Annotated in this window: 18 protein-coding genes; 10 read left to right on the top strand and 8 right to left on the bottom strand. The window is 68.9% G+C overall.

All coding sequences use genetic code 11. From position 1 onward, the window contains the following. Window positions 1-7 precede the first annotated feature (7 nt). The 4 genes from TY25_RS10375 to TY25_RS10390 all read left to right on the top strand — a co-directional run bounded on the left by TY25_RS10375 (window position 8) and on the right by TY25_RS10390 (window position 5,566). Window positions 8-1,378, top strand: a complete 1,371-nt coding sequence (locus TY25_RS10375; protein WP_042255717.1) for an NtaA/DmoA family FMN-dependent monooxygenase — start codon at window positions 8-10, stop codon at window positions 1,376-1,378. Further along, window positions 1,375-2,202 carry a DUF1684 domain-containing protein gene (locus tag TY25_RS10380; protein ID WP_042255718.1) on the top strand — a complete coding sequence of 276 codons (828 nt, stop codon included), beginning with the start codon at window positions 1,375-1,377 and terminating at the stop codon, window positions 2,200-2,202. The genes TY25_RS10375 and TY25_RS10380 overlap by 4 nt, the downstream gene beginning before the upstream one ends. After that, window positions 2,199-3,350: an LLM class flavin-dependent oxidoreductase gene (locus tag TY25_RS10385; RefSeq protein ID WP_042255719.1), complete on the top strand. Its 1,152-nt coding sequence runs from the start codon at window positions 2,199-2,201 to the stop codon at window positions 3,348-3,350. The genes TY25_RS10380 and TY25_RS10385 overlap by 4 nt, the downstream gene beginning before the upstream one ends. A gap of 188 nt (window positions 3,351-3,538) precedes the next feature. Further along, complete coding sequence (locus TY25_RS10390) at window positions 3,539-5,566, top strand: CocE/NonD family hydrolase (RefSeq protein WP_042255720.1); 2,028 nt, start codon at window positions 3,539-3,541, stop codon at window positions 5,564-5,566. Between the two features lie 37 nt (window positions 5,567-5,603). Here TY25_RS10390 and TY25_RS10395 read toward each other — a convergent pair whose 3' ends face one another. Next, window positions 5,604-6,605, bottom strand: coding sequence for a methylenetetrahydrofolate reductase (locus TY25_RS10395; protein ID WP_081868793.1), 1,002 nt, complete (start codon window positions 6,603-6,605; stop codon window positions 5,604-5,606). A 105-nt stretch (window positions 6,606-6,710) separates the two neighbouring features. On the opposite strand from TY25_RS10395, the gene TY25_RS10400 reads away from it, so the two are divergent. From TY25_RS10400 to TY25_RS10415, 4 genes are all read left to right on the top strand, one after another. Then, a complete protein-coding gene (locus tag TY25_RS10400) occupies window positions 6,711-7,862 on the top strand; it encodes a polyprenyl synthetase family protein (protein WP_042255722.1) in 1,152 nt (383 codons plus the stop codon). A 73-nt stretch (window positions 7,863-7,935) separates the two neighbouring features. Continuing rightward, a complete protein-coding gene (crtI, locus tag TY25_RS10405) occupies window positions 7,936-9,468 on the top strand; it encodes a phytoene desaturase family protein (RefSeq protein ID WP_042255723.1) in 1,533 nt (510 codons plus the stop codon). 123 nt (window positions 9,469-9,591) lie between these two features. After that, window positions 9,592-11,295 (top strand): alpha-(1->6)-mannopyranosyltransferase A, encoded by a 1,704-nt coding sequence (locus tag TY25_RS10410; protein WP_370466228.1) that lies wholly within the window; start codon window positions 9,592-9,594, stop codon window positions 11,293-11,295. Then, the gene (locus TY25_RS10415; RefSeq protein ID WP_063602718.1) at window positions 11,292-12,314 is read left to right on the top strand and encodes a phytoene/squalene synthase family protein; all 1,023 of its coding nucleotides are present in this window, start codon (window positions 11,292-11,294) and stop codon (window positions 12,312-12,314) included. Before TY25_RS10410 ends, TY25_RS10415 begins: the two co-directional genes overlap by 4 nt. Before the next feature lie 36 nt (window positions 12,315-12,350). Here the strand turns inward: TY25_RS10415 and TY25_RS10420 are convergent, their stop codons facing one another. Beyond that, entirely contained in the window at window positions 12,351-12,719 is a 369-nt protein-coding gene (locus TY25_RS10420; RefSeq protein ID WP_029893656.1) for an Rv2175c family DNA-binding protein, read from the bottom strand. 241 nt (window positions 12,720-12,960) lie between these two features. Between TY25_RS10420 and pknB the strand changes: the two genes are divergently transcribed. Beyond that, window positions 12,961-14,901, top strand: coding sequence for a Stk1 family PASTA domain-containing Ser/Thr kinase (gene pknB, locus TY25_RS10425; RefSeq protein WP_042255724.1), 1,941 nt, complete (start codon window positions 12,961-12,963; stop codon window positions 14,899-14,901). Window positions 14,902-14,958: 57 nt separating this feature from the next. Here the strand turns inward: pknB and TY25_RS10430 are convergent, their stop codons facing one another. Together TY25_RS10430 and TY25_RS10435 are read right to left on the bottom strand one after the other, a co-directional pair. After that, entirely contained in the window at window positions 14,959-15,891 is a 933-nt protein-coding gene (locus tag TY25_RS10430) for an undecaprenyl-diphosphate phosphatase (protein ID WP_042255725.1), read from the bottom strand. A 209-nt stretch (window positions 15,892-16,100) separates the two neighbouring features. Then, window positions 16,101-17,486: a class II 3-deoxy-7-phosphoheptulonate synthase gene (locus tag TY25_RS10435; RefSeq protein WP_014983120.1), complete on the bottom strand. Its 1,386-nt coding sequence runs from the start codon at window positions 17,484-17,486 to the stop codon at window positions 16,101-16,103. Between the two features lie 157 nt (window positions 17,487-17,643). On the opposite strand from TY25_RS10435, the gene TY25_RS10440 reads away from it, so the two are divergent. Next, window positions 17,644-18,138, top strand: a complete 495-nt coding sequence (locus TY25_RS10440; RefSeq protein WP_042255759.1) for a polyadenylate-specific 3'-exoribonuclease AS — start codon at window positions 17,644-17,646, stop codon at window positions 18,136-18,138. 57 nt (window positions 18,139-18,195) lie between these two features. Here the strand turns inward: TY25_RS10440 and qcrB are convergent, their stop codons facing one another. The 4 genes from qcrB to ctaE are packed head-to-tail and all read right to left on the bottom strand — an operon-like array spanning window position 18,196 to window position 22,575. Further along, a complete protein-coding gene (gene qcrB, locus TY25_RS10445; RefSeq protein WP_042255726.1) occupies window positions 18,196-19,818 on the bottom strand; it encodes a cytochrome bc1 complex cytochrome b subunit in 1,623 nt (540 codons plus the stop codon). After that, window positions 19,815-21,023 carry a cytochrome bc1 complex Rieske iron-sulfur subunit gene (qcrA, locus tag TY25_RS10450; protein WP_014983117.1) on the bottom strand — a complete coding sequence of 403 codons (1,209 nt, stop codon included), beginning with the start codon at window positions 21,021-21,023 and terminating at the stop codon, window positions 19,815-19,817. Before qcrA ends, qcrB begins: the two co-directional genes overlap by 4 nt. Before the next feature lie 17 nt (window positions 21,024-21,040). Beyond that, a complete protein-coding gene (qcrC, locus tag TY25_RS10455; RefSeq protein WP_167829360.1) occupies window positions 21,041-21,904 on the bottom strand; it encodes a cytochrome bc1 complex diheme cytochrome c subunit in 864 nt (287 codons plus the stop codon). Window positions 21,905-21,963: 59 nt separating this feature from the next. Next, window positions 21,964-22,575: an aa3-type cytochrome oxidase subunit III gene (ctaE, locus tag TY25_RS10460; protein WP_029893672.1), complete on the bottom strand. Its 612-nt coding sequence runs from the start codon at window positions 22,573-22,575 to the stop codon at window positions 21,964-21,966. Window positions 22,576-22,785 lie beyond the last annotated feature (210 nt).

Raw genomic sequence — 22,785 nt, forward strand, 5'->3', positions numbered from 1 at the left:
TGGCGTCGTGACCGGCAAACCGCGCAAGCCCATCCACCTGGCGGCACACTTCCCCGGCGTCAACAACACCACGGTGTGGGCCGATCCGGCGTCGAAGAGCCAGGTCGACTTCGCCTCGTTCCTGCACCTGGCCCAGACCGCCGAGCGCGGACTGTTCGACTTCTTCTTCCTGGCCGAGGGACTGCGCCTGCGCGAACATCTCGGGCGCATCCACGACCTGGACGTGGTGGGCAGGCCGGACACCTTCACGGTGCTCGACGCGCTGGCGGGAGTGACCGACAAGCTCGGCCTCGCGGGCACGATCAACAGCACCTACAACGAACCCTTCGAACTGGCCAAACAATTCGCCTCGCTGGATCACCTGTCCGGCGGGCGCGCCGCCTGGAACGTCGTGACCTCCTCCGACGCGTTCACCGGCGAGAACTTCCGTCGCGGCGGCTATCTGGAGCACAGCAAGCGCTATCAGCGCGCGGCCGAGGTCGTCGAGGTCGCCCGCAAGCTGTGGGACAGCTGGGCCGCGGACACGCTCGTCGTCGACCGGGCGGCCGGCGTCTTCGCCCGGGAGATCCCCGAAACCCGCCATCGCGGTTCGCAATTCGATATCGCGGGCCGCTTCGTGCTGCCGCCGAGCCCGCAGGGGCACCCGGTGCTGTTGCAGGCGGGCGATTCCGACGACGGCCGCGAGTTCGGCGCGGCGGCCGCGGACGCGATCTTCACCGTGCACGGCACACTGGAGGCCGGGCAGCGCTTCTATACCGATGTCAAGAACCGTCTCGCGAAATACGGCCGGACACCGGACGAACTGAAGATCCTGCCCGCCGCCACGTTCGTGCTCGGCGATTCCGCACAGGACGCCGAGGAGCGCGCCCGCCACATCCGGCAGCAACAGGTCGGTCCGCAGACGGCGCTCGCGTTCCTCGAACAGGTATGGGGCCGTGACCTTTCCGGCTACGACCCGGACGGCCCACTGCCCGACGTCGACCCGGCCGACAACGCGGACATCACCCGCGGCCGGGTGCGCCACGCCAAGGATCCACGCGCGGTCGCCGAGGCGTGGCGGGCCCGGGCCGCGGCCGAAAACCTCAGCATCCGTGAGCTGATCATCGAGGTGACCGCGCGCCAGCAGTTCGTCGGCACACCCGCCGCGGTCGCCGAGCAGATCGACACCTACGTGCAGGCCGACGCCAGCGACGGCTTCATCCTCGTCCCGCATCTCACCCCGGGCGGACTGGACGAGTTCGTCGACAAGGTCGTCCCGGAACTGCAGGAGCGCGGCAGTTTCCGCACCGAATACACCGGCGCCACCCTGCGCGACCACCTCGGTCTGCGTCATCCCCACCACCGCACCACCGCCCACGAAGGAGCACGAGCGTCATGACGACCAGCATCAGCACCGTTTTCGAAACCGAGTGGGCACACTGGCATCACGCGCGCGAGGACCAGCTGCGCGACCCGCTCGGCTTCCTGAGCCTGACCGCGCTGCACTGGCTCACCGATCAGCCCGAGCGGCTGCCGGACGTGCCGGGCACCTGGTGGGTCACCGACGACAAGGTGTTCATCACCGCGCAACCGGCCGACCGGCTGGACTACGACGGCGAGCGGATCGCCGGCGTGCAGATCATCACGCCCGCCGAGGGCGCGCCGGGACTCAGTGTGCTGCACGAGGATCGGGTGCTCGAGGTGATCCGCCGCACCGGTCTGTACGCGGTGCGTGTGCACGACCCGGCCGCGCCCACGCTGCTGAGCTTCACCGGCATCCCGAGCTACGCGCCGGACCCGCGCTGGGTGCTGAGCGGCAAGTTCACGCCGTTCGACGAGCCGCAGACGGTGACCACGGGCGCGGTGGTGGACGGGCTCGAACACCACCACACCGCTTCCGGCACCATCGAATTCACGCTCGGCGAGGCGACCGAGCGGGTGCTCGCGTTCGGTGACCCGGCCGATCTGCGCCTGCTGTTCACCGATGCCACCAGCGGCGTCACCACCTATCCAGCGGCGCGCTCGCTGGCGGTCGGCGCGCCGGACGCGGACGGCACGGTGCGCCTCGACTTCAACCGGGCGGCGAATCTGCCCTGCGCCTTCACCGATTTCGCGACCTGCCCGCTGGCGCCCGAGCAGAACCGGCTGCGGGTGGCGATCGAGGCGGGCGAGCAGCACCCCGGGTTGCCGCACGGCGAGCTATCGGAGCGGAGGACGGCATGACGGTTCCGCTGTCCATCCTGGACCTGGCGCCGATCAGCGCCGGGTCCACCGCGCAGCAGGCGCTGCGCAATACCGTCGATCTCGCGCAGCGCGCGGAACAGTGGGGCTACCACCGGTATTGGCTGGCCGAACATCACTTCGTCGCGGTGGCCAGCTCCTCCTCGATCACCCTGATCGGCTTGGTCGCGGCGGCCACCTCGCGTATTCGAGTGGGCTCGGCGGCGGTTCAGGTCGGTCACCACACCTCGGCTTCGATCGTGGAGGCGTTCGGCACGATCGACGCGCTCTACCCGGGTCGGCTCGATCTCGGGCTCGGTCGCTCCGGTCACCGCCGCAGCCAATACGGTTCGGAGCCCGCGCATTCCAAGGGCGGCCAGCCCCGTGTCGACACCGCGACCGGCCGGACCGAGATCAAGGACGGCGTGGTGGTGCCGCCCCCGTTCGACCCCGGCCGGATCACCGACCGCTCGAAATTTCTCGCCTCGATCGGTGCGCTGCAACAGCGCGGTGCGCAGGCCGCGCCGTTCGACGAGCAGGTCGACGAGGTGCGGGCGCTGCTGGACGGCACCTTCGTCAGCCCCGAAGGTGTTGCCCTGCATGCCGTTCCGGGCGAGGGCGCGCAGGTGCAGTTGTGGGTCTTCGGCAGCTCGGCCGGGGAGAGCGCCGAACTGGCCGGGCGGCTGGGGCTGCCGTTCGCGGCGGCCTATCACGTCTCGCCGGGCACCGCGCTGGACGCGGTCGCGGCCTATCGGGACGCGTTCCGCCCCTCCGCGCAGCTGGCCGAGCCGTACGTGGTGGTCTCGGCCGACGTGGTGGTGGCCGCGGACGACGCCACCGCCCAGCACCACGCCGCCACCTACGGCCACTGGGTGCACAGCATCCGCAGCGGCGCGGGCGCGGCCGACTACCTGGACCCGGACACCACGGCGCCGCTGACCCCGGAACAGCACCGGCTGGTCGACGATCGCCTGGCCACCCAGTTCGTCGGCTCGCCGAGCACCGTCACGGGCCGCCTGGCGGCACTGCAACACCACACCGGTGCCGACGAACTGCTCGTCACCAGCGTCACCCATCACCACGCGGATCGACTGGAGTCGCATCGCCTCCTCGCCGACGCGTGGGGCCTGCGCACCGCCCGCGCCGCCTGAACCGACGCGCGTCCCGGGCGCGGCGGCGCTACCGAGTAGTGCCGCCGTGCCCGCAGTTCCGTCGCGCTGCACAACAACCGTGTGCCGAATCGGTGCGCGCGACGGTAAATCGGCGGGCGAGCGGAAACCCCCTTGAAACATACAAGCGTGCATGTATATTTCTGTCCGGTTGATGGAGGAGGGTATCGATGAGGATTGCTCTTGGCCGCCACTGTGCCCGATGGTTCGTCGGAGCGGTTGCGCTGCTTACGGTTTCGCAGCTGGTCGTGGCCGCACCCGGTGCCGCGACGCCGGAAGGGGCCGCGGCGTGGACGGCGCTGCACGATGGGCCACAGCGGTTTCCGTCCATCCATATCGACTGGGACGTGCCCATCACGATGAGCGACGGGACCGTCCTCAAAGCGAACGTGTACCGGCCCGCCGACGCGCACGGCCCGATCGATACGCCGTTCCCGACCATCGTGAACATGACGCCGTACACCAAGCTCGGCTCGATGATCATGCAGACCGCGCTGTCGGTGCCGGTCTTGTCCGACGCGGTGGTCGGGTTGCTGCGCGACTTCGAATTGCCGGGGACGCCGCTGGAGGGTCTCACCGACGCGACCCGGGTCGCGGGCGGCGGGTTCGGCCGGGTGTTCTCGGTGGACCCCAACCTGATTCGCAGCGGCTACACCCAGATCGTGGTGGACGTGCGCGGTACCGGCTTCTCGCAAGGCAATTGGGAACCCTGGGGCCCGAAGGACCAGTCGGACACCCCGGAGGTCATCGCCTGGGCCGCGGCCCAACCGTGGTCGGACGGCAATATCGGGATGAACGGCGTGTCCTACTCGGGCATCAATCAGGTGCAGGCGGCTGAAAAGCAGCCGCCCGCACTGAAAGCCATCGTCCCGGTGGTGCCGGGCAACGACCTGGTCCGCGACATGATCGCGCCGGGCGGCGCGGCCATCGGCATCCTGCTGCCCTACCTGCTGGTCGTGAACGCGGCCAAACTCATGCCCGACCTGATGTCGTTGCTACAGGGCAGGTTCGACACGCGATGGCTGGCCGATCGCCTCGCCGACCCCCTGTCCTTCCTCGACGTCGGGCTGCAGACGCTGACCGCCGATTCCTTCGACACCATTCCGCCGCAACTGGGCAACGTGCTCGACCCGGACAGTCCGATCCGGCAGGCCTGGCTCGGCCACCCCGAGCGGATCCAGGTGCCGACCATGGTGATCGGCGGCTGGCACGACAACTTCGTCAACGGCGAACCCCGCATCTACCAAGACATTCCGCTGCCGCCCGGGCAGAAGCAGTTGGTGATGGGCAACGGCTATCACGTGAGTACCGGCTTCGACATGCGCGGCAAGCCGGGCGAGCCGCCCCGCATCGACGTGCTGCAGCGCGCCTGGTTCGACAAGTGGCTCAAGGGCATCGACAACGGGATCGATCGGTGGGGCCCGGTGACGATGTGGCAGCAGGGCGGCGGCTGGACCACGGCCGAGCAGTTCCCGCGCCCGGAAGCCGAGCACCGGCGGATGTATCTGTCCGCGGCGCCGAGCGGAACCTCGGCGCTCAGCGCGCACGACGGCTCGCTCGTGACCGCGGCGACCGCGGACACCGCCCGCCTGACCGTCGCGCCCGGCCTGGCGAGTTTGTGCTCGGCCGACGGAACCCAGGGCACCGCGGGCATTCTCGTCTTCACCGGCTGTGGCAAGGACGCCCGGATCCAGGAGATTTCCGGGCTGACCTTCACCAGTCCCCCGGTGACCGAGCCGACGACGCTGTCCGGCCCGATCGCGGTGCATCTGAACACCGTGCACGACGCCACCGACGGTTACTGGACCGCGACGCTGAACGACGTTGCGCCGGACGGACGTTCGGTGACCCTCAGCACCGGCCAGCTGATGGCGTCGATGCGCGCCGTCGACGACGCCAGGAGCCGCCGGTCCGCCGACGGCGCCTATACCGATCCGTTCCCGGTCATGTCGCTGGCCGCCCGGCAGGACGTCGTGCCCGGCCAGGCCACGCAACTCGACCTCGGACTCGCGCCCACCGATGCGATCCTCCAACCGGGACACCGGCTCCGGCTCGACATCTTCGCGGGCAACTATCCGAAGGGGCTGCCGATCCGCCCGATGCTCGACGGCACCGGCCTCAAACCGCAACACCTGCAACTGGATCCGGCGGAACCGAGCTATGTGAACGTCCCGCTGAGCGGCACCGCCGGCTGGTGACCGGACTCCCGCCGCGCACCCACGGGCGCGCAGCGGGTCAGGCGCTGATCGGCGCGGCGGTGACGCCGTAGCCGAGGTTGGTGAGCACCTCGGTGGTCGCCTTGGCGAAGTTCAAGGTGATGAAGTGCAGGCAGGGCGCGCCCTCGTCGATGAGCCGCTGGGCCATCTCGGTGGCGATCTCGATGCCTGCCTCGCGGACCGCGGCCGGGTTGCCGTCGGGGGCGTCGCCCGCGGCCCTGTGCAAGCGCGCCAGCACCGCGGGCGGCAGCGTGCGGCCGCAGAGTTCCTCGGCTCTGGCCACCGTGCGCAGCGAAGTGATCGGCATCAGCTCCGGAATGATCGGCTTGGCGCCCTCGACCGGATCGAACTTCAGCACGCGATCGCGCAGCCGCAGGTAGTGCTCGACGTCGAAGAACATCTGCGTGATCGAATATTCCGCGCCCGCACGCAGTTTCGCGGCCAGGAAGGCGGTGTCGGAGTCGAGGTCGGGCGAGCGGTGATGGCCCTGCGGGAACGAGGCGACGCCGACGTGGAAGTCGCCGAGATCGCGCACGATGCGCACCAATTCCTCGGCGTACTCGACACCTTCGGGATGGCGCTGCCAGGCGCCGAGCGGATCGCCCGGCGGATCGCCGCGCAGCACCAGGATGTTGCGGATCCCGGAATCGGCGTAGGAACCGACCAGCGAACGCAACTCGGCCACGCTGTGCTCGACGGCGGTCAGGTGCGCCACCGGCAGCAAGGTGGTCTCCTGCGCCAGCGCGCCGGTGACCCGCACGGTGCGGTCGCGGGTGGACCCGCCCGCGCCGTAGGTCATCGAGACGAACGCCGGATGCATCCGCTCGAACTGGCGCACCGCGCGCCACAGCCGCGCCTCGGCGGGCGCGTCCCGGGGCGGATTGAACTCGACGGAGAACGGCACAGCGGTACCGGAGTGCGTCCGCAAACTCTGTACCACCGAGGGTGTCGCAGAGACGTTCGGCTGCGTCCGGGGCGGACCGCCAGGGGTCGAGCTGCCCCGCGCATTGTCGAAAGTCACCGATCCAGTGTAGAGGTGACCTGCGGTAGCCCCGACGGGTCGGCCGCCGAACGCCGCGTATTCTCGCAGCGAAGAGGGTGTGAGCGAGCGCCCGGCAACCCGACCTTGGAGGCCACGCTGTCTGCCGGAACCGGTACCCAGACGCCGCACCGCACCTCGGCGGCCGAGCTGATCGCGCCGATCCCGGGCACGCCGGCCTTCGTCGCGGCCGTGGAGGGCGCGCTGACCAGGTTCTTCGCCGATCGCCGCGGGACGGTCGAGGAGCTGGGCCCGATCTTCGTCGAGGCCGCGGACGCGCTGGAACTGTTCGTGCTGCGCGGCGGCAAACGCACCAGGCCCGCGTTCGCGTGGACCGGGTGGCTCGGCGCGGGCGGCGACGCCGCGGGCCCGGACGCCGCCGCCGTGCTGACCGCGTGTGCGGCGCTGGAACTGGTACAGGCGTGCGCGCTGATCCACGACGACATCATCGATTCCTCACGCACCCGCCGCCGCTTCCCGACAGTGCACGTCGACTTCGAAACCCGGCACCGCGACCGCGGCTGGGCGGGTGATTCCGCGCACTTCGGCGCCAGCGTGGCCATCCTGGTCGGCGATCTGGCCCTGGCCTGGGCCGACGACATGGTGCACGCCTCCGGTCTGGAGCCGACGGCCATCGCCCGGTTCGCCCCGGTGTGGGCCGGCATGCGCACCGAGGTGCTCGGCGGCCAGCTGCTCGACATCAACGGCGAGGCGGGCGGCGACGAGTCGGTCGAGGCGGCGCTGCGCATCAACCGGTACAAGACCGCCGCCTACACCGTCGAACGCCCGCTGCACCTCGGCGCGGCCATCGCCGACGCCGACGCCGATCTGGTCGCCGCCTACCGCACCTTCGGCACCGATATCGGCATCGCGTTCCAGCTGCGCGACGATCTGCTCGGCGTCTTCGGCGACCCCGCGATCACCGGCAAACCCTCCGGCGACGATCTGCGCGAAGGCAAGCACACGGTGCTGCTGGCGGAGGCCCTGCGCCGCGCCGACGAGTCCGACCCGGCGGCCGCGAAACTGCTGCGCACCAGTGTCGGCACCGATCTCGACGCGGACGAGGTGGCCCACCTGCGCACGGTGCTCACCGACCTCGGCGCCGCCGACGAGGTGGAGCGCCGGATCGCCGAACTGACCGACGCGGGCCTGGCCGCCATCGCGACCAGCACCGCGACACCCGCCGCGAAGGAACAATTGCGCGCCATGGCCTTGGCCGCGACCAAACGCACCGCGTGAAAGTAGCTGCGGCACCGGCCGATCAGGTACACCTGGTCGGCATCGATCGCTGCCCGGCACCGAGGAGAATTACATGCCTGACGTGAAAACGGTTGCCGGACCGACGGATCGCGTGGTCGTCGTCGGGGCGGGACTGTCCGGATTGTCCGCGGCGCTGTATCTGACGGGCGCGGGACGGCAGGTCACCCTGCTCGAACGGGCCGATCACCCGGGCGGCCGGGTCGGGCGCTATCAGGGGGCGGATTACGAGATCGACTCCGGCGCCACCATTTTGACGCTGCCCGAACTGGTCGCCGACGCGCTCGCCGCGGTCGGCCGTACACCCGAGACCTGCAAGCCCGCGCTGCGCATCCATCAGCTCGCGCCGAGCTACCACGCCCGCTTCGCCGACCGCACCGAACTGCGGGTTTTCGCCGACGCCGACGCGATGGCGGCGGAGGTCGCGGCGGTCTGCGGCCCCGCCGAAGCCCGCCGCTATCGGCGGCTACGGGACTGGCTGGCCCGGATCTACGCCGCCGAGTACGCCGAATTCATGGACACCAACTTCGATTCGCCGCTGGACCTGCTGCGGCTGCCCGAAAAGCGCCGCGCCCTGGCGAGTTTGGTGCGGCTCGGCGGGTTCGGCAGGCTCGGGCCGCGGGTCGGGCGCTTCCTGCGCGATCCACGACTGGCCCGGCTGTTCACCTTTCAGGCGCTGTACGCGGGCCTGCCGCCGACCGCGGCGCTCTCGGTGTACGGCGCGATCCCGCACATGGACACCTCGCTCGGCGTCTACTTCCCGGAAGGCGGCATGCGCGCGATCGCGGCGGCCATGGCCGAGGCGTTCACCGCGGCGGGCGGCACGCTCGAACTCGGCACCGAGGTCACCGGCGTGGACTACACGCGACGGCGCGCCACCCGGGTCCGCACCGCCGACGGCCGCGGCTTCGACTGCGATGCCCTCGTGCTCACCACCGATCTCGGCACCCTCGACCGGTTCGGCGTGCGCCGCCGCCGCGGCCTGCGCGCGGCGCCCTCGGCCGTGGTCGCGCACGGGACGGTGCCCGCGGCGCTCGCGCGGACCTGGCCGGTGCAGGCCCACCACATCATCGAATTCGGGCAGGCGTGGCGGCAGACCTTCGCCGAGATCACCGGACGGCGCGGCCGTGGACGGCTGATGAGCGATCCGTCGCTGCTGCTGACCCGTCCCGCGCTCACCGACCCCGGGCTGCACATCACCCGCGCCGACGGCGAATACGAACCGCTGTCCGTGCTCGCCCCGTGCCCGAATCTGGACTCGGCCGCGCTGGATTGGCGCCGCATCGGGCCCGCGTATCTGCGCGAGTTGCTCGGGGTACTGGAAGCGCGCGGTTACCACGGCATCGCCGAGCACTTCACGGTCGACCATGTGGATAATCCGCGCACCTGGCACGAGCAAGGGATGCTCGCCGGAACTCCCTTCTCCGCGGCACACCTGTTCCGGCAGACCGGGCCATTTCGCCCGCGCAATTTTCCACAGGGCAGCGACAACGTGGTTATCGCAGGTTGCGGCACCACGCCCGGGGTCGGCGTGCCGACGACACTGCTGTCCGGAAAACTGGCGGCAACCCGGATAACCGGTGAATAAGCCCCAGCTCGAGATGAAACCCCGAGGACCAGCGGGATAGGGTTCGATGCGACGCCGTAAACTAGGCGCCGACCTATTCACTCGCGGTTGCGACCGCTGACCATTCGGGGGGACCGACACCAGATGGCATCCCCCGAAACGCGCGCCGCAAAGGCCACAGTGACAGATATCGACGGCCACGCACCGAAAACCGCAGCGCAGCGCGAATCGGCCGCCACCGACACGTCGGGTGTGCGGTCCTGGATGCGTACCAGTGCCGTCTTCCTGCGCACCCCCGAGGGACACGCGGCGCTGCTCGGGTTCTACGGCGCGATCATGATCACCCTCGGCGGGTTCGGCGCGGGCAGCACCCGCAAGCGCGACCCGCTGCTCGAGGCACTACACCTGTCCTGGCTACGTTACGGCCACGGATACGCGCTCTGCACGATCGTGATCTGGATCGGCGTGCTGCTGATGATCACCGCGTGGGTCCGGCTGGGCCGCGCCACGATCGGCAAGGGCGACAGACCCGATGTGCCCGTGACGTTGAACGAACTGCGGGCCATCGTCGGAATCTGGATCACCCCACTGCTTTTCGCGGTGCCGATGTTCAGCCAGGACGTCTACTCCTACCTGGCGCAGGGCGCACTGCTGCGGGACGGTTTCGACCCGTATGTCGACGGCCCGGTGAAGAACCCCGGCGTGCTGCTCGACAACGTGAGTCCCGTCTGGAAGAACACCACCGCGCCCTACGGGCCGATATTCCTGCTGCTCGGTCGCGGTATCACCAGCATCACCGGGGAGAACGTCGTCGCGGGCACCATCGCGATGCGGCTGGTGATGCTGCCCGGCCTCGCGCTGATGATGTGGGCCGTGCCGTATCTGACCAAGCACCTCGGCGGCAAGCCGACGGTCGCGCTGTGGCTCGCGGTGCTCAACCCGCTGGTGCTGATCCACCTCTTCGGCGGCGTGCACAACGAGATGCTGATGGTCGGCCTGATGTGCGCGGCCATCGCGCTGGTGCTGGAGCGCCACCACGTCGCGGGCATCGTGGTGCTGGCGATCGGCGTGGCGATCAAGGCGACCGCCGGTGTCGCGCTGCCGTTCCTGGTGTGGATCTGGATGTTGCACGAACGCGAAAGACGCGCCGCCCAGCGCACCCGCCGCGCGCCGGACCAGTTACCGGAGAGCGAACGCCCGCACGATGCCGCGGAACCGACCGAGGACATGCCGCACCCGGCGCTGATGTTCGCCAAGATCGCCGGACTCGGCCTGAGCGTGTTCGCGGCGGTGTTCGTCGCCGCCTCGGCCATCGCGGGCGTCGGCATCGGCTGGCTGACCGCGCTGTCGGGCTCGAAGAAGATCATCAACTGGCTCTCGCTGCCGACCATCATGATGCACATGGTGGGCTGGGTGACGACGCTGGACGGCGGCAAGGTGCTCAACGTGACCCGGCTGCTGTGCATGCTCGCACTCGTCGCGCTGCTCGCCTGGACCTGGTGGCGGTTCCGGCACAGCGAGCGCGAGGCGGTGTTCGGCATCCTGATCGCCTTCGTCGCGATCGTCATCCTCTCCCCCGCCGCACTGCCCTGGTACTACTCGTGGCCGCTCGCGCTGGCCGCCGGCTTCGCGCTGTCCACCACGACCTTGATGGTGCTGGTCGGATTGTGTACCTGGCTGATGCTGGTGTTCCAACCCGACGGCTCGATCGGGCTCTACTCGTTCGGGCACGTCGCGGCCGCGACGTTCGCCGCCGTGGTGGCGGCCATGTCGCTACGCAAGGTCGACCCGCTGCGGCTGCGGGCCGCGACACCGAGCACCGAACCGGCCACGCCCGCCCGGACATGACCGGTATCGCGCCGCCCGCAGTCGAGCCCGCGCGGCGCGGCACGGCCGCCGAACTCGCCGTGGCGTATCGCGCGTGCCGGCAGATCGCGGCACGGTACGGGCGCACCTATTTCCTGGCGACCCGGCTCCTCTCAGCCGAACGCCGTCCGGCGATACACGCGCTATACGCCTTCGCGAGAGTGGTGGACGATATCGTCGACCACGCGGAAACCGGTGCGGTGCAGGGGTTTCCGGACGACACCGGATGCGAGCGGAGCGCGCTCGCACCGGCCGCGCAGCTCGACCTGATCGAGGGTCAGCTGCGCGCGCTGCTGGACGGCACCCTCGCTGCACCGGATGCCCTGTCACACAAGACGTTCGAAGCGCACCGTCTGGCACTGCTCGCGCTGGCCGACACCATCGATCGCTACGACATTGCGGCAGTGCATTTCTGGACGTTCCTCGACGCCATGCGGATGGACGTGCCCGGCACCGCGCAGTTCCGCGACCACTACGCCACGATGACCGAACTGCGCGAGTACATGCGCGGCTCGGCGGCCGCCATCGGGCTACAGGTGCTGCCGGTGCTCGGCACCGTCGTCCCGCGCGCCGAGGCCGAACCCGCGGCCGCGGCCCTCGGCGAGGCGTTTCAGCTCACCAACTTCCTGCGCGATGTCGCCGAGGATCTCGACCGCGGCCGGATGTATCTGCCCGCCGACGAACTCGCCCCGTTCGGCGTAGACCACGATCTGCTCACCCACTGCCACCGCACCGGGCACACCGATGCCAGGGTGCGCCGCGGGCTCGCCCACCTGATCGCGGTCAACCGGGACATCTACCGGCGCGCGGACGCGGGCATCGACCTGCTGGAACCACGCGTGCGGCCCGCGATCCGCACCGCCTCGCTGCTGTACGCGGGCATCCTCGACCGGATCGAGGACTCGGGCTACGCCGTGTTCACCCAGCGTGCGGTCGTCCCACGCCCGCACCGCCTGCGCGTCGCCGCGACACAGTTCGCCACTGCCCTGGCCGGACGCTGACGCCCGGCCGGGCCGTGCGCACGCCTGCGCGGCCGGTCAGAACGGATCGGCGGCCGCTCTGCGCACCACCTCGCGGGCGAGCGGGCCGTGCAGGGCGTCGATCGGCTTACCGGGCAGGCTGTCGTCGTCGGTGAAGATCCACTGCAGGATCTCTTCGTCGGTGTATTTGGCGTCCTTCATCACGGTGATCAGGCCCGGCAGGGGCTTGACCACCGCGCCCTCCTTGTCGAAGAACCGCTCCGGGACGCCTGCCACGCCGTCTCGGCGGATGGCGAGCAGTTGGTGGTCGCGCAGCATCTGATGGACGCGGGTCACCACGAGCCCGAGCCGGTCGGCCACCTCGGGCAGCGGCACCAGCGCCACGGACTCCGGAAGAACATCATCACTGCAGGGAAATGCACTCATGACTGCGCCTCGCTGGCGCTCGGCTTCGTCATGAGCGCATCTGCAGCTGTGCTGTTGGTTCGTTCACTGCGCTCTCTCACGCAAGTAACGGTAGACCGTCCCCCACCGCACGTCGTGAGACACCCGGGCGCGTTTCGCCGATACCATCGTGAGGGCCGCACGGGGCGGTCGATCGCTTGTGGGCGCAACCGCGAGGGGTGAGAACTTTGTGAAAGCCGGAGGACATCAATTGATCGGCCAAATGCTGGAAGGGCGCTATCGCATCGATGCGCCGATCGCCCGCGGTGGCATGTCGATGGTCTTCCGGGGGGTCGATACCCGGTTGGATCGCCCCGTCGCCATCAAGGTGATGGATCCGAAGTTCGCCGGTGACCCGCAGTTCCTCACCCGATTCGAGTTCGAAGCCCGCGCGGTCGCCAAGCTCAAGCACCCGTCCCTGGTCGCGGTCTATGACCAGGGCGTGGACGGCGAATATCCGTTCCTGATCATGGAGCTGGTGGAGGGCGGCACGCTGCGCGAGCTGTTGCGCGAGCGCGGCCCGATGCCGCCGCACGCGGTGCGCGCGGTGGCCGAGCCGGTGCTCGCGGCGATCGGCGTGGCGCACAGCGCGGGGCTGGTGCACCGCGACGTGAAGCCGGAGAACGTGCTGATCTCCGACGCCGGTGAGGTCAAGATCGCCGATTTCGGCCTGGTCCGCGCGGTGGCGGCGGCCAACACCACCTCGGCCAGCGTGATTCTCGGCACGGCCGCGTACCTCTCCCCCGAACAGGTGACCAGCGGCACGGCCGACGCGCGCAGCGACGTCTACTCCTTCGGCGTGCTGATCTTCGAGCTGCTGACCGGGCGCGTCCCGTTCACCGGCGATACCTCGATCTCGATCGCCTATCAGCGGATCGAGAACGATGTGCCGAGCCCGAGCCGGTTCATCTCCGGCGTGCCGCCGGAGTTCGACGAGCTGGTCGCGAAGGCCACCGCGCGCGAGCCGGCGCACCGGTTCGCCGACGCGAACGAGATGGCCGCGACGCTGCGGCAGATCGGCGCGAAGCTGAACCTGCCGCCCTACCGGGTGCCCGCGCCGCAGGAATCGGCCGAACACCTGAGTGCCAGTTACAAGGTGGCCACCCCGGCCGCACACCAGCCCGTTGCGACTCCCGCGCCGCCGTACCCGCCGCCGACGGTGCAGCACACGCGCGTGGTCACCGCGCCGCGCCCGCGCGCGGACTACGGACCCGCCGACTACGACGAGCAGCCGGTACGCCAGCAGCACGCGTCGGCCCCGTACCAGTCCTACGCGCCGGATCCCAACAGATCGCGGCGCACGGCGTGGATCTGGATCGCCGTCGTGGCGATTCTCACGCTGGTGGTCGGCGTCGGTGGCTGGTGGCTCGGGTTCGGGCGGTTCTCGCCGGTGCCTGCGATCGCCGGACTCGACACCGACCGAGCGGTCGCGACCTTGCGGGACGCCGGATTCGAAACCGAGTTGCGGCAGAAGGCCTCCGACACCATCCCGGTCGGCGGCGTGGTCGGCAGCGACCCGTCCGCCGGGTCGCGGATCACCAAGGGGTCGACGGTCGCGGTGCTGGTCTCCAGCGGCAAACCGAAGGTGCCGGACCTCAATCCCGGTGACGACATCTCGAAGGTCAATCAGCTGATCCGCGACGCGGGCCTGCAACCGGTGGACTCCGGCGAAGAGGGCAACCCCGCACCCAAGGGCACCCTCGCCAGGGTCGAGCCCGGTCCTGGCACCGTGCTGCCGACCGGCGCGCAGGTCAAGGTGTACCGCAGCAACGGCGCGAAGCCGATCAAGGTGCCCGACGTGCGCGGCAAGACGGCCGACGAAGCGGTGAAACTGCTCACCGACGCGGGTATCAAGGTCCGCGACCGGCAGACCAAATTCGACAAGTCCGTCGAGGCGGACAAGGTGATCGGCACCGATCCGGTCGCCGGGACCACCGTCCAATCCGGCAGCGGCGTCACGCTTTTCGTCTCCAATGCGCTCAAGATGCCCAACCTGATCGGGTCGAGCGTCGGCAATGCCAGGTCCAAGCTGGAAAGCCTCGGCCTGCAGGTCGAGGTCAAACAGCTCACGCCCACCGACGGCTCGGTGGTGATCGGCCAGGTGCCGGGGATCAGCGCGAACGTCGAGCCGGGGTCCACCGTCCAGCTGACGGCGCTGCCCTAGCGCGACAACAGGCTTCGGCCGTCGCGAACCACTGCACTACTCGAATGACGCACGGCATCAGAGGAATCGGACGATCGATACGGTTCCCGCGACCAGGCAGTAGACCGCGAACGGGAGCAGGGTGCGGGTCTGGAAGTAGCGCTCCAGGAAGCGCACCGCCAGCCACGACGACACTCCGGAGACGATCGCGCCGACCAGCACCGGCCCGCGGATACCGGCGGTGTCCGGCCCGGCCAGCTCCGGGATCTCCATCAGGCCCGCACCCAGGATCGCCGGAGTGGCCAGCAGGAAAGCGAATTTCGCCGCCTGCTCGTGCTGCAGGCCACGGCACAGTCCGCCGACCATGGTCAGTCCCGCCCTGCTGAATCCGGTCAGCAACGCGCCGACCTGAGCGAATCCGATGGCGAGGGCGTCCTCCGGCTCGAGCGCCGCCAGGCGTCGATCCGATCGGCGCTTACGGGCTTCCGCAGTGCGCACGCCCGCCCGGCCGTGCAGCGCAAAACTTCGCCCGTACTGTGCGAGCGTCGGCTCGTTGCGGCGGCGCAGGCCCTCGCCGATGATCAACACGATCCCGTTGAGCACCAAAAAGAGTGCGGCACAGATCGGCGCCGCGAACAGCACGTGCAGCGGATGTTGCAGGAACGGCCCGAGGGCCGCGATCGGCAAGGTGGCGATCACGATCAGCAGGGCCAACCGCTGGGCGACCGTCTCGGCCCGGCCGGTGCGCAGCAGGCCGGCGAAGCCGACGGCGATGGCCCGCCAGTCCCGCCAGTAGTAGCCGAGCAACGCCACCGCGGTCCCCACGTGCAATGCCACCACGAAGGCCAAATACGGTGTGCCCGTACCGGACTCGCCCTGGTCGACCAGCCGCTGCCAGTCACCGCCGAGCCACGCCGCGAGCAACACCGAATGCCCCAGGCTGGAGATCGGGAACAGCTCGGTGACGCCCTGCACCACACCGATGACCGTCGCTTCGAAGTAAGTGAGCATCGCGAAGAGTTTCGCACGGCCACAGCGGCTCCCCCGCACCCGCCACAGCCCTCGACCGATATGCCCGAATCACCTATCCCCCAGTGACTTTCGGTTGTCCAGGGCCGGCATCTCGCCCGACGGACAGGGCAGGACGATTACCGAACTGCGCCAGGCGATAGCCGGAGGGGACGTACCCGGCCGGGTACGTCCCCTCTGAAAAGCCTTGTTCAGCGCAGCATTTCGGCGACCAGGAAGGCCAGCTCCAGCGACTGCTGGGTGTTCAGGCGCGGGTCGCAGGCGGTTTCGTAGCGACCGGACAGGTCCAGATCGGAGATGTCCTGGGCGCCGCCGAGGCATTCGGTGACGTCCTCGCCGGTGAGCTCGATGTGCAGGCCGCCCGGGTGGGTGCCCAGCGCGTGGTGCACCTCGAAGAAGCCCTGCACCTCGTCGACGATGCGGTCGAAGTGCCGGGTCTTGAAACCGGTGGACGCCTCGTGCGTATTGCCGTGCATCGGGTCGCACTGCCAGATCACCTGGTGACCGGTGGCCTGCACCTTCTCGATGATGGGCGGCAGCACGTCCCGGACCTTGCTGTTGCCCATCCGGGACACGATGGTCAGCCGGCCTGGCTCGTTGTTCGGATCGAGCCGCTCGACGTACTCCACGGCCTGATCGGGCGTGGTGGACGGGCCGATCTTCAGGCCGATCGGGTTCGCGAGCAGTTCGGCGAGCGCGATATGCGCGCCGTCGAGCTGCCTGGTCCGTTCGCCGATCCAGAGGAAGTGCGCGGACAGGTCGTAGAGCACCGGCTCGCCCGCCGCGTTCTCGCTCAGCCGCAGCATCGCCCGCTCGTAGTCGAGGACGAGCGCCTCGTGGCTGGCGTAGATCCGCGCCGACTTCAGGCTCGGGTCGTTCACCCGACAGGCGGTCATGAACGCGAGACCGCGGTCGATCTCCTCGGCCAGCGCCTCGTAGCGCGCACCGGCGGGCGACTTCGCGACGAAGTCGCGGTTCCAGTCGTGCACCTTGTGCAGGTCGGCCATGCCCGCGCCGGTCAGCGCGCGCACCAGGTTCATCGCGGCGCTCGCGTTGGCGTACGCGCGCACCAGCCGCGACGGATCGTGTTCGCGCATCGCGGCATCGGCGACGAGCGCGTTGACCATGTCACCGCGGTAGGACTTGAGGCCGAGCGAATCGGTGTCGGAGGAGCGCGGCTTGGCGTACTGCCCCGCGATCCGGGCCACCTTGACCACCGGCATGCTCGCGCCGTAGGTGAGCACGACCGCCATCTGCAGCAGGGTCCGGATGTTGCCGCGGATATGCGGCTCGGTGTTGTCGGCGAACGTCTCCGCGCAGTCACCGCCCTGCATGAGGAACGCCTCGCCGCGGGCCACCTCGGCGAGCTGTTCGCGCAGCTCCTCCACCTCGGCGGGCACGCAGATCGGCGGCACGCTCTCCAGCACGGTGCGCATCACCGCCGCCTGCTCCGGATCCCACGACGGCTGCTGTAGCGCAGGGCGGGCCAGCGCTTCGTCCAACCGCCTGCGCAGCTCCGTGGGCAGCGGCGGCAGTTCCGGCAGGCGATCGATGGGTACGTCGACGGTCCAGTTCACTCGTTCAGAATACGGACCCTTCGGACGGCCGTGGTACCCACCGTAGGGGTGGTGACCACTACCACCCTGCCCCGATGCGAATCGCGCCCCCACCCCGCTTAGGGTGATTGACCGAGACATATCCGGGGGCAACACCGAACTGCGGAGGAGTAGAGCGATCTCGCTTCGATATTTTTACGACTGCGAATTCATCGAGGACGGGGTGGTCATAGACCTGGTCTCCATCGGTGTGGTCTGCGAGGACGGGCGCGAATATTACGCGGTGTCCACCGAATTCGACCCGGAGCGGGCCGGGCCGTGGGTGCGCAGGCATGTGCTGCCGCAGCTGCCGTCACCGTCCTCGCCGCTGTACCGCAGTCGCAAGCAGATCCGCGACGAGCTGTACAAGTTCCTGGTGCCGCGCTCGTCGGTGGTGCCCGAACTGTGGGCCTGGGTCGGCGCCTACGACCACGTGGCGCTGTGCCAGCTGTGGGGCTCGATGGTCGACCTGCCCAGCGCGCTCCCCCGCTACACCAACGAACTGCGCCAGCACTGGGACGCGCACGGCCGTCCCGAACTGCCCCCGGTCCCGCCGGACGCGCACGACGCCCTGGCCGACGCCCGGCACAACCTGGCCAAGTTCGAAGCCATCGAAGCGGCACGCCGGCGCTGACCGCGAACGACGAAGGCCCCGAGTCGGATTCGACTCGGGGCCTTCGTCGTTCAGCTGTCAGTGGCTGTGCTTGCCACCGTTTTCGAGCTCCTGGCGCTTCTGCAGCACCGCGAGCTGGCGGTGCTCCTCGGCGTGCTCGATCTCGAAGTGCTTCTCGCTCTCCTGCCACGGGTCGGCCCGCAGGAAGCTACCGGTGCCCGGCTTACCCGCCGAACCCAGCTTGTTCATCTTCTTCGGGACCGGGGCGCCCTGGTACTCCAGCGGCAGCGGGTGGCCGTGGTCGTCGACCGGGCCGAGCGGCTGGTGCACCTCGATGTACTCACCGTGCGGCAGGCGCTTGATCACACCGGTCTCGATGCCGTGCTCGAGCACCGCACGGTCGCTGCGCTGCAGACCGATGCAGAACCGGTAGGCGACGAAGTACGCCACCGGCGGCACCACGAGCAGGCCGATGCGGCCCATCCAGGTGGTCGCGTTCAACGAGATGTCGAACTTGAGCGCCAGGATGTCGTTGACGCAGGACAGCGTCAGCACCACGTAGAAACCGATCGCCATGGCGCCGATCGCGGTACGGACCGGCACGTCGCGCGGACGCTGCAGCAGGTTGTGATGCGAGCCCGCGTCGCCGGTGAGCCGCTTCTCGATCCACGGGTAGGCGATCAGGACGGTGAACACCAGGCCCATGATCAACGCGACCCAGAACACCGCGGGCACGGTGTAGCGACCCAGGTACAGCTCCCACGGCGGCATGAGCCGGGCCAGGCCGTCGGTCCACATCATGTAGAAGTCCGGCTGCGAACCCGCCGACACCTGAGACGGGTTGTACGGGCCCAGGTTCCAGATCGGGTTGATCTGGAAGACGCCGCCCATGATGCCGACGATGCCGAGAGTGAACGCGAAGAACGCGCCCTGGTCCGCGGCGAACACCGGCACGATGCGCGCGCCCACCACGTTGTTCTCGGTCCGGCCCGGGCCGGGGAACTGGGTGTGCTTCTGGTACCAGACCAACGCGACGTGCGCGGCGATCAGGGCCAGGATGATGCCGGGGAACAGCAGCACGTGCGCGATGTAGAGGCGCGGGATGATGATGTCGCCCGGGAAGTCGCCGCCGAAGATCAGCCAGTGCAACCAGGTGCCCGCGATCGGCACGCTCATCGTGATACCGCCGAACGCGGCGCGCAGGCCGGTGCCGGACAGCAGGTCGTCGGGCAGCGAGTAGCCGAAGAAGCCCTCGAACATCGCCAGGATCAGCAGCAGGCAGCCGATCACCCAGTTCGCCTCACGCGGCTTGCGGAACGCGCCGGTGAAGAAGATGCGGAACAGGTGGATGATGATCGACGCCGCGAACAGCAGCGCCGCCCAGTGGTGCACCTGGCGCACGAACAGACCGCCGCGCACCTCGAAGGTGATGTTCAGCGAGGACTCGTAGGCCCGCGACATGGTGACACCACGCAGCGGCTGGTACGCGCCGTTGTAGACGACCTCGGTCATCGACGGATCGAAGAACAGGGTCAGGTAGACGCCCGACAGCAGCAGAATGATGAAGCTGTACAGCGCGATCTCACCGAGCAGGAACGACCAGTGGGTCGGGAAGACCTTGTTGATCGACCGCTTCATGAACGCGGCGGCGCGATAGCGCTCGTCCGCCTCGTTCGCCTGAGCTGCAGCAGAAGGGCTCATGAACGACGCTCCCAGAAGGCCGGTCCGAGCGGCTCGATGTAGTCGCCGTTGGCGACCAGGAAGCCCTCGGAGTTGACGGTGATCGGCAGCTGCGGCAGCGCGCGGGCGGCGGGACCGAAGACCGGCTTACCCCACTCGGTCGCCAGGAACTGCGACTGGTGGCAGGGGCACAGGATCTTGTTGGTCTGCTGCTCGAACAGCGATGTCGGGCAACCGAGGTGGGTGCAGATCTTCGAGTACGCGAAGTAGTCGCCGTAGTTGAAGCTCTCCTGACCCTTGCGCTTGATCGCCTTCTGCGCGTCTTCGGTGCGCAGGCGAATCAACATGACCGGGTTGCGGATACCGCGCAACGACTGCAGGGTGGCGTGCTCGTCGCCGCGCCACTTCTCTTTCCAGGGGAACACCGTCTCCATGGCGCCCGCGTCCAGGTCCTCCGGACGCACCAGCACGATGTCCTCCGGGCGACCGGTGTCGCGCCGGATGTAGATGGTCTCGCCCTCGTAGTCGGGGGTCCAACCGGACACCCACAGCGGCGACTTGTCGCCCTTGGCCCACGGGTTCTTCACCATGCCGCCGACGAACACCAGCAGCGCGCCGATGCCGAGCACACCGACACCGGCACCGGCGGTGCGGGTGATCAGCTTGCGGCGGGCGAGGGTGGAGGTCTCCAGCGCATCGCTCAGTTCGGCGACCAGCGTGCGGCGCTCGACCTCGGGCGACGGGCCGTCGTGCCGATCCTGGATGGACAGCTCGGCCGGGATGAACAGCTTGCGGATCAACACCACCGCGATGCCGATGACCAGCACCGAGACACCGAAGGTGATACCGACCAGCGGCGTGAACAGCGAGTAGGCGGCGTGGCCGTCTTCCTTGTTGGCCTTGAACTCCCACGGCCAGAACAGGAACACACCGACCAGCGCGGCCGCAGCGATCCCGGACACGGCGAACCAGAACGCGACCGCGCGCTCGGCCCGCTTCTCGGCGCGGGTGCCCGGCACCGGGAACCGCTCGCGCCGGTAGGCGACGTCGACGCCGTCGCGCTCGGTGCCGAGCTTGACCAGCTCGTCGCGGCTCATCGCGTCGAGTTCGGCCTCGGTCGGCTCCGTCAGCGCGTGGCCGTCAGTCTTGGCCACATGGGCGCCGGCCCCTGTGACCTGCTCGTTCGACGGCTCGACGCCGTCGTGGCCCTCATCCGGCCGACCCACGTTAGGCTCCTTCTCAGTCATGACCTAGAACCGATCCAAATAGCGGCACCCACGACCAGCGTGATGCCGACCACCCAGATGACCAGACCCTCGGTCGCGGGACCGAACCCACCGAGGTCCCAGCCGCCGGGGGCGCGCTCTTCCTTCGCGTTCATCACGTAGGCGATGATGTCGCGCTTCTCTTCCGGGGTCAGCTGCCGATCGGAGAACTTCGGCATGTTCTGCGGGCCGGAGATCATCGCGTCGTAGATCTGCTGCTCGCTGGCGGGCTCCAGCGGCGGCGCGAACTTACCGGAGGACAGCGCACCGCCGCGGCCGGTGAAGTTGTGGCAGGACGCGCAGTTCATGCGGAACAGCTCGGAGCCGCGAGCGATGTCGTCGCCACGCAGGGACTCCTGGGCGATCTCGCCGTTCGCGTCACGGACCACGCTGGGGCCGCCGCCGTTGGCCGCGACATACGCCATCAGCGCGTCGGTCTGGTGCTCGTCGAACTTGGCGGGCTTGCGCTGCGCCTGGGCCTCGTTGCGGGCCATCGGCATCCGGCCGGAGGAAACCTGGAAGTAGACGGCGGCTTCACCGACGCCGATCAGGCTCGGGCCGCGGTCCTGGACACCCTGCAGGTTCGCGCCGTGGCAGGTGATGCAGGACGTGTCGTACAGCTGGTTGCCTTCGCGGATCAGCGCGGACTTGTCGTCGTTCGCGGTCGCGAGCTGCGGGTTCGGCGTCAGAGCCGCCGCGAGGAAGCCTGCTCCGACGAGGCCCACCAACAGCGCGAGGCCGCCCGCGATGCGACGGCGAACGCGGCGCTGCCTGCGCGTCTTGCTGGCCTCGCCGTTCCCTTTGCTTTCGGGCGCTGGCGCTGACGGGGGAGATGAACTCATCTGTGTCCCTTTGGAGTAGACGGAACCGACGTGTGCAAAAGACTGGGGTATCGCCCGGGTCAGCGGACGAAGTAGATCGTGGCGAACAACCCGATCCAGACGATGTCGACGAAGTGCCAGTAGTACGAGACGACGATCGCGGCGGTGGCCTGCGCCGGGGTGAACTTACTGACCTTGGTGCGGATCAGCAGGAACACGAAGGCGATCAGACCGCCGATGACGTGCAGGCCGTGGAAACCGGTGGTGATGTAGAACACCGAGCCGTACGAGCTGCTCGAGATCGAGGTGCCCTCGTGGACCAGGTTCATGTACTCGTAGCCCTGGCCGCCGACGAAGAACGCGCCCATGATCAGCGTGATGACATACCAGCGGCGCAGGCCGAACACGTCGCCACGCTCCGCCGCGAAGACACCCATCTGGCAGGTGAACGACGAGGCGACCAGCACGGCGGTGACCGGCACGGCGAGCTTCAGGTTCAGCTCGGTCGGCTCCGGCGGCCAGTTGCCGTGGGCCTGGGCGCGCGCGACGAAATACATCGCGAAGAGGCCGGCGAAGAACATCAACTCGCTGGACAGCCAGATGATGGTACCGACGCTGACCATGTTGGGCCGATTCAGCGAGTGCACACGCTGGGTTATGGCCGATCCGGGGGTCCCTACTGCGGTCGTCACGGGGGTAAGTATGACTCGTCGTAGTACGACACAAGTACCCGGGTGCGAAACTTGTGTCTCCGTGTCGGAAAACCCACGGACAGACAGGCTCTCGACCTGGGCTCGGCGTGTTGGAGATCGTTTCGCCGGACGACCGGGGTGAGCACCGGATGTCGCCGGGTGACGCCCGCACAGCATGACAGGCAGTACTGAGTAAAAGCTGAGATGGAG

The sequence above is a fragment of the Nocardia brasiliensis NBRC 14402 genome (genome assembly GCF_000308475.2).
Taxonomy (GTDB): Bacteria; Actinomycetota; Actinomycetes; order Mycobacteriales; family Mycobacteriaceae; genus Nocardia; species Nocardia brasiliensis.

What these genes read in the sequence shown, in the direction of transcription:
- TY25_RS10415 (WP_063602718.1), top strand. Translation starts at nt 11,292, where the DNA reads ATGACCGGTATCGCGCCGCCCGCAGTCGAGCCCGCGCGGCGCGGCACG.
- TY25_RS10380 (WP_042255718.1), top strand. Translation starts at nt 1,375, where the DNA reads ATGACGACCAGCATCAGCACCGTTTTCGAAACCGAGTGGGCACACTGG.
- TY25_RS10430 (WP_042255725.1), bottom strand. Translation starts at nt 15,891, where the DNA reads ATGCTCACTTACTTCGAAGCGACGGTCATCGGTGTGGTGCAGGGCGTC.
- TY25_RS10420 (WP_029893656.1), bottom strand. Translation starts at nt 12,719, where the DNA reads ATGAGTGCATTTCCCTGCAGTGATGATGTTCTTCCGGAGTCCGTGGCG.
- crtI (WP_042255723.1), top strand. Translation starts at nt 7,936, where the DNA reads ATGCCTGACGTGAAAACGGTTGCCGGACCGACGGATCGCGTGGTCGTC.
- pknB (WP_042255724.1), top strand. Translation starts at nt 12,961, where the DNA reads ATGCTGGAAGGGCGCTATCGCATCGATGCGCCGATCGCCCGCGGTGGC.
- TY25_RS10390 (WP_042255720.1), top strand. Translation starts at nt 3,539, where the DNA reads ATGAGGATTGCTCTTGGCCGCCACTGTGCCCGATGGTTCGTCGGAGCG.
- TY25_RS10410 (WP_370466228.1), top strand. Translation starts at nt 9,592, where the DNA reads ATGGCATCCCCCGAAACGCGCGCCGCAAAGGCCACAGTGACAGATATC.
- qcrB (WP_042255726.1), bottom strand. Translation starts at nt 19,818, where the DNA reads ATGAGCCCTTCTGCTGCAGCTCAGGCGAACGAGGCGGACGAGCGCTAT.
- qcrC (WP_167829360.1), bottom strand. Translation starts at nt 21,904, where the DNA reads ATGAGTTCATCTCCCCCGTCAGCGCCAGCGCCCGAAAGCAAAGGGAAC.
- TY25_RS10385 (WP_042255719.1), top strand. Translation starts at nt 2,199, where the DNA reads ATGACGGTTCCGCTGTCCATCCTGGACCTGGCGCCGATCAGCGCCGGG.